8 protein-coding genes are annotated in these 9,694 nt (G+C 45.9%); 5 read left to right on the plus strand and 3 right to left on the minus strand.

The window, feature by feature from the left end; all coding sequences use genetic code 11:
• Positions 1–359 precede the first annotated feature (359 nt).
• Complete coding sequence (locus ACYVR3_RS13230; RefSeq protein WP_461244631.1) at positions 360–2,339, minus strand: glycosyltransferase family 2 protein; 1,980 nt, start codon at positions 2,337–2,339, stop codon at positions 360–362.
• Positions 2,317–3,423: a glycosyltransferase gene (locus ACYVR3_RS13235; RefSeq protein ID WP_461244632.1), complete on the minus strand. Its 1,107-nt coding sequence runs from the start codon at positions 3,421–3,423 to the stop codon at positions 2,317–2,319. Before ACYVR3_RS13235 ends, ACYVR3_RS13230 begins: the two co-directional genes overlap by 23 nt.
• Before the next feature lie 300 nt (positions 3,424–3,723).
• On the opposite strand from ACYVR3_RS13235, the gene ACYVR3_RS13240 reads away from it, so the two are divergent.
• Together ACYVR3_RS13240 and ACYVR3_RS13245 are read left to right on the plus strand one after the other, a co-directional pair.
• Positions 3,724–4,446, plus strand: a complete 723-nt coding sequence (locus ACYVR3_RS13240; RefSeq protein WP_461244633.1) for a sulfite exporter TauE/SafE family protein — start codon at positions 3,724–3,726, stop codon at positions 4,444–4,446.
• Positions 4,447–4,708: 262 nt separating this feature from the next.
• A complete protein-coding gene (locus ACYVR3_RS13245) occupies positions 4,709–5,695 on the plus strand; it encodes an Abi family protein (RefSeq protein WP_461244634.1) in 987 nt (328 codons plus the stop codon).
• A gap of 435 nt (positions 5,696–6,130) precedes the next feature.
• Here the strand turns inward: ACYVR3_RS13245 and ACYVR3_RS13250 are convergent, their stop codons facing one another.
• On the minus strand, positions 6,131–6,868 hold the full coding sequence (locus tag ACYVR3_RS13250) for a glucose 1-dehydrogenase (protein WP_461244635.1): 738 nt from the start codon (positions 6,866–6,868) through the stop codon (positions 6,131–6,133).
• Between the two features lie 290 nt (positions 6,869–7,158).
• Between ACYVR3_RS13250 and ACYVR3_RS13255 the strand changes: the two genes are divergently transcribed.
• The 3 genes from ACYVR3_RS13255 (at position 7,159) to ACYVR3_RS13265 (ending at position 9,124) form a co-directional block, all read left to right on the plus strand.
• Positions 7,159–8,277: an NAD(P)-dependent alcohol dehydrogenase gene (locus tag ACYVR3_RS13255; RefSeq protein ID WP_054732319.1), complete on the plus strand. Its 1,119-nt coding sequence runs from the start codon at positions 7,159–7,161 to the stop codon at positions 8,275–8,277.
• 233 nt (positions 8,278–8,510) lie between these two features.
• Positions 8,511–8,732 (plus strand): AbrB/MazE/SpoVT family DNA-binding domain-containing protein, encoded by a 222-nt coding sequence (locus ACYVR3_RS13260; RefSeq protein ID WP_054732316.1) that lies wholly within the window; start codon positions 8,511–8,513, stop codon positions 8,730–8,732.
• On the plus strand, positions 8,732–9,124 hold the full coding sequence (locus ACYVR3_RS13265) for a hypothetical protein (RefSeq protein WP_461244636.1): 393 nt from the start codon (positions 8,732–8,734) through the stop codon (positions 9,122–9,124). Before ACYVR3_RS13260 ends, ACYVR3_RS13265 begins: the two co-directional genes overlap by 1 nt.
• Positions 9,125–9,694: the final 570 nt, after the last annotated feature.

Raw genomic sequence — 9,694 nt, forward strand, 5'->3', positions numbered from 1 at the left:
TCACTATGAAATTACTATTTCACAACTTGTTCCCTCGGCCACGCCGAAACGCGTTCGGAGAAGCAGAGAGCTATGTGTAAGGTGACTTCAGCTAAAACGCCCAAAGCCCCGATAGTTATTACCTATTATCGGGTGGTGCTGGCGGCGTGCTTTCTGGCAACGTTGGTTTCGGCGCCACTTTAGATTTTATTTCCCGAGTTTTGGATATTATGAAATGACCATTTTGAAACTTGTTCCCTCTACCACGCCGAAACGCGTTCGGAGAAGCAGAGAGCTATGTGTAAGGTGACTAAGGTAAAAGCCCAAACCCGGGGCTTTTACCTTAGTCACCTTACACGCCGCTCTCTAACCGCTTCTCCTCACGCTCTATTTCTAAACACACTAACCCGTCTCTCCAAAGTCCTCAACCGCATCGTCAAATTCATATTCAACTCATCAAACGGCGTCACCCACGCATCCTGCTCCTTTGGCAACTCGCCGTTACTGCCGTCGTAGATGATTTGCATGTAGTGGTTGCGATCCTTTTGCGCTCTCATCACGATGGTTGCGCCATACGTGACCTCGCCCGCGTCGTTTTGAATCAGGCGAATAATCTTGCCGGTGAAGTGGATTGGGACCTTGCCGTGGAAGATGACGCCTTCGAAGGCCTGCTGGTCTTTCAGTACTTGCGTCACGTCCTTCGTGGTAAACGACAGGCCCGAATCCGAGACGTCGTTGGTGTGAATCACCAGCCAGTGGTCGGTGCCCGTTGCCTTGATTCGGCCCACCACGTGGCGGTCAAAGCGCTCGGCATTTCGGTACACGTTTCGGCCCATGGCAATGAACACGCAGAAACTGAGGTTGATAAAGTGCATCATCAGCCAGAACGTGATGACACTTCCCACCATGATTTCAGCGCCCCACTTACCGTAGTTGAACTTCACGATGGCAATCAACGTGATTAACCACATGAAGAAGTACGGCAGGATGTAGAGCTTATCCTTGATAGAAAAACTGACTTTCTTTTGGGTGACTTTAAAATGCTTCGCGCGAATCCGCAACGTTTCCAAAATAACCGGTAAAAACAAGTACGGCGCAAAGAAGGTCTCCTGCACCTCGCCCCACCGCTCATTTCGAATTTCGCTGGAGGCATCGTTCAGGACGTAGTGTAATAGGAAGTATCCTGGCGCCCAAACGATCATCAGCACCCAGAAATTGGCGTTCACCACCTGAAATTTGAACAACGCATACAGGATTGGTGCTGCGATGTAAATCAAACGGCGCAAAAACGACCACCAATAGAGGTAGGTGTTGATCAAGATAATTCGGTTAAGTAACGGAATCTTCGGGTTCGTAAAAATGTGCAGGTTTTGGCAGCTTTGAATCACGCCCCGCGCCCACCGGGTCCGTTGCTTGATCACGCCCTTTAAGTCAATTGGCGTAGTGCCACTAGACTGAGCCTGAGTCGTTGCAAAACTAGAGTAGCCCGCAATATTGATCTTGGACCCCAACTCGAAGTCCTCAGTGATGGTATCAGTTGGAAACCCACCGACTTCATCCACGGCTTTTCGGAGAAACATTGCGTTGGATCCCGTAAACAGTGCCGTTTGGTTATGGCCGTTTAGGATGTTAACATCCCGGGAAAAGAAGTCCTGCTCATTGGCCACGATTTTTTCTGAAAAGAGGTTAAATTGAAAAATATCGGCGTTATAAAAGCTCTGCGGGGTTTGAATAAATCCCAGTGGTTTCGTATGATCTGGGTCTTCTTCTAACCGTCGAAAGTTCCGCAAGAAAATCGGCACCGTGTCTTTCAAGAACCCTGAAAATGGAATCATGTCCGCGTCAAATAGCGCGAATAATGGTGCGTCCAACTGTGCCAGCGCGTGATTGATGTTGCCTGATTTGGCTTCATGGTTGCCTTCCATACCGATATATTGCACATGATATTTAGCCGCTAAGGTCGCGACTTCTGGTCGGTTACCATCGTCACAGACCACGATGTTGACCTTTTCTGGTTCAGGATAGTCGATGAAGGTGGCAGCGTTGATCGTCTTTTGCAACAACTCAACGTCCTCGTTATGCGTCACGATGAGAATATCAACGCGCGGCACCGGTTGCGTTGGCTCATAATCTGGGATGATAAAGTCTTCTTGACTCTGAGATTCCAGCAACCGAAAAATAATCAGCACATACGCGGTTAAATTTGACACGACTTCGCTGATCACCAGCGCTAACCCGAAAATCAGCACCGGTAAATTAGTCCCCAACGGAATCGTGAAGAAGATGCGCCACAGCAGGTATAGCACCGATAATCCAATGGCGATAAAGTATACGAATTTACGCTTTCTGCTCATGACCATGATGCGACGACTCCTTCTTAAAGATCCAGCGTTTCTGCACCTGATAGCTCACCAGGAACAGCAAGAAATCCACCACCACTTTAACACCGGTGGTGATCAACGTTAAGCTGTGCCCCGATGCAACCATGACGCTCAGTGCGTGCGTGGCGTAGCCGGAAATCAGCATTTGAATGCACATTAATAAAATGTATTTGATCAACGTGGCGTGTCCTTGGTGGTCAAATACCATGTGGTGGTTGACCGTATAGTTGACAATAGCCGACAACAGTCGCGCGATGATGGTGGCTGAAAGTACCGTGTCCAGTGAATAAGTGGTGGTAATATGTACGATCAGGGCAAATAGACCGATGTCGACGATAAACGACAACAGACCACTCAACGCAAACTTAATGAAGCGCAGGTAAATCGACAACGAATCGCGAATCACCCGGAAGTGGGAGGCCGAGTTGTTGTCGATATAAATGGTTTGAATAGGCTGCTCGTGAATGCCGACGTGGTTGGCCTTAGCTTGTAATAACATCTCAAACTCAAAGGCGTAGCGCTGTCCGGTAAACGTTAGCGCGGTTTTAGCGTAGGCGATTGGAATCACCCGTAGCCCAGTTTGGGTATCCGTGATGGGTAGACCGGTCAATCCCCTAACCAACGCGTTCGTCAGCAGGTTGCCAAACCGGCTTCTCAGCGGCACTGATTTCGGAAAGGTCCGCTGCCCGGTCACCATATCATCGGGGGTTTTGGCAAATAAGTCGATGCAATTGAGTAGATCAGGCACCGTGTGTTGCCCATCTGAATCCATCGTGGCGACGCCGACAATCTCTGGATAATCTTGGATAAAGGCCGTAAAACCTTGTTTAAGCGCCATCCCCTTCCCGTGATTATCAGTGTTATAGATGATACGAAGCCGCTCGTGATACTGGGTTGCTAGTTGCTGGAAAATTTGCTTATCTGCACTCCCATCATCCACAATGATGATCCGTTGATCAAACTGGTTGGTCGCCAAGAGTTGCCCGATTAACGTCACCAAGTTTTGATCCGGATCAAGTGCTGGAATCAGGATACCGATACGCTGTGTGATTGGTTTAATCATGTGAGTGATTGCTCCTTTGCCTTCATTTTCCGGTTTTATCTAACGGTTATATAACCAATGTAACATTAAACAATGTGTCGCATTGGTCTAGACGTCTTAATTCTAACACTTTTTTTCATGAAAACGATCACTATTTTAATTTTACTGCAACCACTTAAAAAGATGGTTGCTTTGGTATAATTATTAATAAAATGACAAACTTTATCAGGTGATCATTCCTGAGTTGATTCGGGATAACTATCCTGTTCGTACTCAATTCTAATTCGATAAAACCACGTTTGACTAAAAAGGAGTTTCCCCATGTCTTGGCTATTCGTCATCATCCCGGCCCTACTCGCTGGTCTCGTTCAGGGACTCACCGGTTTCGGAACTGGCATTATCCTCATGATTTTTCTCCCCAGCATCCTGCCCATGGCGCAGAGTGCCGGGGTAGCTGCGCTGATTCCAATGGTGTCGATTGGTATCATGGTGCACCGTTACCGGCATGCGCTTCAGTTCAAGCGGCTGATCTGGCCATTTTTAGTTTACGCAACCGTGGCCTCCTTTTCGATTCACATCGGTAAGCTGTTAGACGTTCAAGTCTTGAAGCTGATGTTAGGTGGCTTGCTGACCGCCTTGTCGATTTACTTTCTGCTTAATAAATCCGCTGGTGACCGGCACTATCCGTTACCCGTGGTGATTGTGTTTACGATAATCTCCGGGTTCTTTAACGGCTTATTTGGGATTGGCGGTCCTCTAATGGCGCTGTACTTTCTCTCGTTATCCCGCACGAAAGACGAGTACATGGCATCCATTCAGACCTTTTTCTTGATCGATATGACCTACGTCACGCTGTACCGGGTAGCGAACCACATTCTGACCATTGATACGATTCCGGTGATTGCGCTTGGGGTGGTCGGGGCCGTTTTAGGGACGACTTTGGCGAACCATTTGTTGAACCGGATGAATTTGGATTTGGTGCGGCACGTGATTTACGTGTTTATTGGGTGTGCGGGGATTTTTTACCTCGTTACTTCGCTTTGAGATGATTATTGTTAAAACACCCACAATTCGTTGAATTGTGGGTGTTTTGGCTGCAATATTTTATATCTGTATACCAAATTGATTCACGAATTTTCACATGTTAAACTATTTTTAGAAAAACAGCAAGCTTCACAGTCTTTCAGTATATTAAGGAGTTATGCTTACCCACAAAACCCGCTCTTAATTTAGCAATTTTTTACATTGCAATTTTTCATAAAATTGCACATACATTCAAACATACCATCGAAAAACTGGAGGAGTCATGGTCAAAAAGGGAAAATCCACAGACGCTTTGATGCGGCATATTCGCGACAAACATCATATTAACGTTTCCGGTAGCAGCGGAAAACAAGCCTTGCTCGATATGGGATATTTTCATGGTTACAAAGCCTATCGAATTGATCGTCATGCACAATCAATTGGATTAACTGATTTTCAACAAGTACAGGCCGTTCACAAATTTGACAATCGTTTAAAAGCGTTGATGTATCCCGTTATGATGAGTATTGAGACCTCACTAAAGAATCGGACAATCGCAATTATCGTACGCGATAACAGCCCAGTAATTGATGACGTATTTGAGAAAATCTTAACGCGCTTTAGAGAAGAAAACATTGGCTCAAAAAAATATAAAGAACGCATGCGTGATCGTTTACGCCTCAAAAATCGTATTGACGCTCTAATTGCTGAACGATATGGATCAACACCTATGATTCAACACTTTGTACACAACGGTGATGGTGTACCGATTTGGGCAATTTTCGAATTATTTACAATGGGCGATTTTGGCGCATTCCTCGGAGTTATGAATCGAGAAAGTCGAGTAGCGCTACTAAATAATGTCGACCAATATGATAAGGCCTCTGATACTGTCGCTGATTTCATGGTTGTCCACGTCTTTTTATTAAAAGACCTTCGCAATGCGATTGCACATAACAGCATTGTGTTTGATTGTCGGTTCAAACACATGCAGGTTCGTGATTCAATTGCGAAACAGTTGCAACAAAAGATGAAATTTCAAAGTAAAATCACTTTTGAAAGTATTACTGATTACCTTGCGTTAATGGTGTACTACCTCTGTGCATTGAATACACCACATCGTGAAATTTATCGACTTATAACCGAATTTGAATCCGCTGTTAACGATTTTCGACAAAGCCTCAATTCGAAATCAATCGCCGATATGATACTCACTACCGATGTTTTTAGTAAGATTGAGGATCTTAAAAACGCTGTAAGTATTAGTTAAATAACTGTGTTTAAGGGTAGTCGGATTTAATTGACGTCACTAGCAAGCGTCAGGTATAATAAAATTACAATAGCGGTGATCCTTTTCGGAGGACACTTGAGGTCAGGGACTAGGAGAAGCTTTGCTTCGAACATTCGTTGGCCTTTTTTTGTAACTGTAGACATTTTTTTAAACCAAGAGTTCTGTCAATTCACTAAAAGGGGCTATAATCACTTGGATTATGGCCCCTTTCGTTGACTTAATTTTCATTTTTACTAAAATTGCAGCATTTTTCAGTAGCTAATATAGCATAACTGAACTATTTTCCTCGAGACTAAACGCGTTCCAAGAAGCAGAGACCTGCACCTAAGCTCCTCCAGCCACAAGCCCCAAAAACCGGGGCTTCTGGCTGGAGGGGTTTAGGCTCCGGTCTCTAACCGCTTCTTTCCACGCTCTCTACTGAGCTGTATACCCACCATCCACAACAAACTCACTCCCAGTCGAGAATGAGGATTCATCTGATGCTAGGTACAGCGCCATGTTGGCGATTTCTTCTGGTTCACCCAAGCGGCCCATTGGGTGTAATGACTCTAATTGTTCACGCATTTCTGGGTAAACATCCACCATCGGCGTATGAACATAGCCTGGGTGAATCGAGTTGATTCGGATTGGGTAGTGATTTTCCGCACAATATAAGGCGGCGGACTTCGTCAACATCCGAACGGCGCCCTTCGCTGCGTTATAGGCAAACAGGTTGGAGATCCCAATCAAGCCCGCAATTGACGATAGGTTAATAATTGAACCACCGTTGGCCTTCATTTCTTTGATGCCAAGTTTAACGCCCCACATCACACCATCTAGGTCGACAGATAGCACTCTGTGCCAGTCGTCTTCAGTAATTTCTTCGGCGTTGTTAAAGGACAGGATCCCGGCATTATTCAAGATAATGTCAATTTGACCAAATGCTTCCTTGGTCGCCGTCATGACCTTTTCCCACTCCGCCTCTTTTGCGACATTTTGTTTCACAAAAGTAGCGTTATCACCAAGTGATTCAGCGGCCTTAACGCCTTGTTCTTCGTCCACGTCGGTAATGACAACCTTCGCGCCTTCTTTAACAAACCGCGTTGCGCAAGCCAAGCCGATTCCCTTAGCTGCCCCTGTAATAATTGCTACTTTGCCATCTAAACGTCCCATACTAAAAGTCCCCTTTTTGATGCGTCGTCATGTATGCAGGCGATACATTGATGTCTTTATCATACATCTTTTGTAAGCGTTTTCAATATCTAAATGAAAATTATTTGAAAATAATCGAACTGCATTTATTGCTGACCAACAAACCCCCTTTTTAGTCAAAATCACTGCACATTAGTTCATTCCTAACACCGCCAAAATTTCATGCCCCACGTTCATGAAACCGCTTGCAATTCTCCCTGATTGTGCGATAATGATCAATGAATTCAAACATGAAAGGATGTTTAAACCTTATGAAAATTAAAGCAGCCGTTGTTGAAAAGCAAAATGCCGATTTTGAGATTAAGGACGTCGATCTCGCCGAATTAGGCGCCGATGACATCCAAGTACACATGGTCGCCAGTGGGATCTGCCACTCCGACGAAGCCCTTCGGATTGGGGACGCCGTTATCGACTACCCCATCGTTTTAGGGCACGAAGGTTCCGGGATCGTTGAAAAGGTTGGCCCAGAAGTCACCCAATTCCAACCCGGTGACCACGTTGTTTTGAGCTTCTATGCTTGTGGTAACTGTAAGAGCTGTTTGAAGGGGATTCCAACCCAATGTGAAAACTACGCTGCCAATAACCTGTCCGGTGTCCGGCCAGATGGTAGCGCCCACTTTACTGAAAACGGCAAGAAAGTTGCTGACATGTTTGACCAAAGTTCGTTTACTTCAACGACCATCGTGCGTGAACGGAACGCCGTCAAGGTTGACAAGGACCTTGATTTACGGAAACTTGGCCCTCTGGGTTGCGGCTACGTCACTGGTTCCGGGACCGTTTTGAACACGTTGAAGCCAAAGCCTGGTGACACCATCGCCGTCTTCGGGACTGGTGCCGTTGGTTTGGCTGCCATGATGGCTGGCCGGATCTCAGGTTGTACTAAAGTTATCGGGATCGACATCGTTGATTCTCGGTTGGACTTAGCCAAGGAATTAGGCGCCACTGACGTCATCAACTCCAAGGGCATCGACGTTGTGAAGGCTGTTAAAGACCTCACTGGCGGCTACGGTGTTGACTGGGCCGTTGATACCACCGGTGTTACCAAGGTGATGGAAGATTCTATCGGCGTCCTCGCACAAGGCGGGACCACCGCAACCATCGCCGTTACCCCTAACCACATCGACTTGGATACTTGGAACGACCTGTGTGTCGAAGACAAGAAGGTCGTCGGTGTTAACATGGGCGATTCAATTCCACAAGTTGACATCCCTCGCTTGATTGAATTCTACAAGTTAGGCATGTTCGACTTCGATAAGACCGAAAAGTTCTACAAATTCAGTGAAATTAACGAAGCCAACGCCGATTCTCGTTCAGGCAAGACCATTAAGCCAGTTCTGATTATTGACGATAGCTACGAACCAGGTAAATAACTTAACGCTAACAGTTAAATAACCCTGTAACGCCACCCACTTCAGCGCAAGTGGATGGCGTTTTGTGTTCTTTAGCGGCCGGTACCTATCCGGAATTTGACGGACCCTTACCAATCCACAGTTGATAAATCAAAGTTTTAATTTTGACTGACTATCAAGGTATTTAAGATAATCTATGCTATACTAAGGGTGTCTTAATAATGTGAATTTGTTATAACGGAAGGAGTTAAGCGATGAACGAAATTAAATCTCAGCGTCAGATTATACAAGTGGGTAATTCACTGGCCATTACAATTCCAGCTAATATCGTGCACAAACTGAAGCTGCAACGGGGCGATGCCATCGATGTTGCGTTCCGGAATGATATCCAACTCGACGATGAGTTCTACCAGAGCTTAACCGCCGTTACGGATCAGTATCAAGGGTCTCTGGACCTTCTTCGAGGTGAAGCCTAATGCGTTATCTCACTGCCGACGAGCTCGTCGCCATCAACAGCCACTTAGCCCTCAAGGAAGGCAAGCAGCCCGGAATCGCTAAGGCCGAACAATTAAATAAAATTATCGCCGTCCCACAAGCCAACTTCTACGATCATAGCTTAAGAGAAATGGTCGCCAACAAAACCGGCTTCCTGTTAGTAGCCATCATCAGCGGCAAGCCATTTAGCACCAACAACTTACAAACGGCAGTCATCGCAGTCGCTGCCCTAGCGGACTTAAACGACTACGAACTCACTTTCAGCACAAGCCAACTCGCCGATTTAGCGGTGGAGATCGAGCATACGGATAGTGAAGCGATTGATTATGATCGGTTGTTTAAGTTGTTTGATGCTAATTTGAAGATGAAGTAGAGCGCAAACCGAAGCGGTTAGAGACTGGAGCATAAGGGCACCATCATTAAAATCCCGGGTTTTGGGATTTTGATGATGGTGCCCTTATGTGCAAGTCTCTGCTTCGGTTTGCGCGTTTCGGCGTGGTCGCCAGAACGAACTAATGCTGACAAACTTCTCAATTGAACTGACCTCCGGAAAATAAAAGCCCACACCGAGCCGAAAACAACGTAATATCAATGTTCATCGCCATCACGCATTCAATAATAGTGGCGCTGGCACCCTTGTTTGCAACTCTTTGCTTCGGTTTGCGCGTTTCGGCGTGGTCGCCAGAACGAACTAATGCTGACAAACTTCTCAATTAAACGGGCTTCCGGAAAACAAAAGCTCACACCAAGCCGAAAATAACGTAATCGCAATGCGCGTCGCCATCACGCACTCAATAACGTACCGCAGGATCAATTGCCTCTTTATACACGGATTCCGACTTCAAAACTTAAAATTTACACCAAGTCCCTGAATTATTCACCAGAAACTCCAAAATCCCCATCAAACACATGATTCAAGTGCTTGATGGGAATTTTACGTTTT

This window comes from Secundilactobacillus muriivasis, assembly GCF_054785195.1.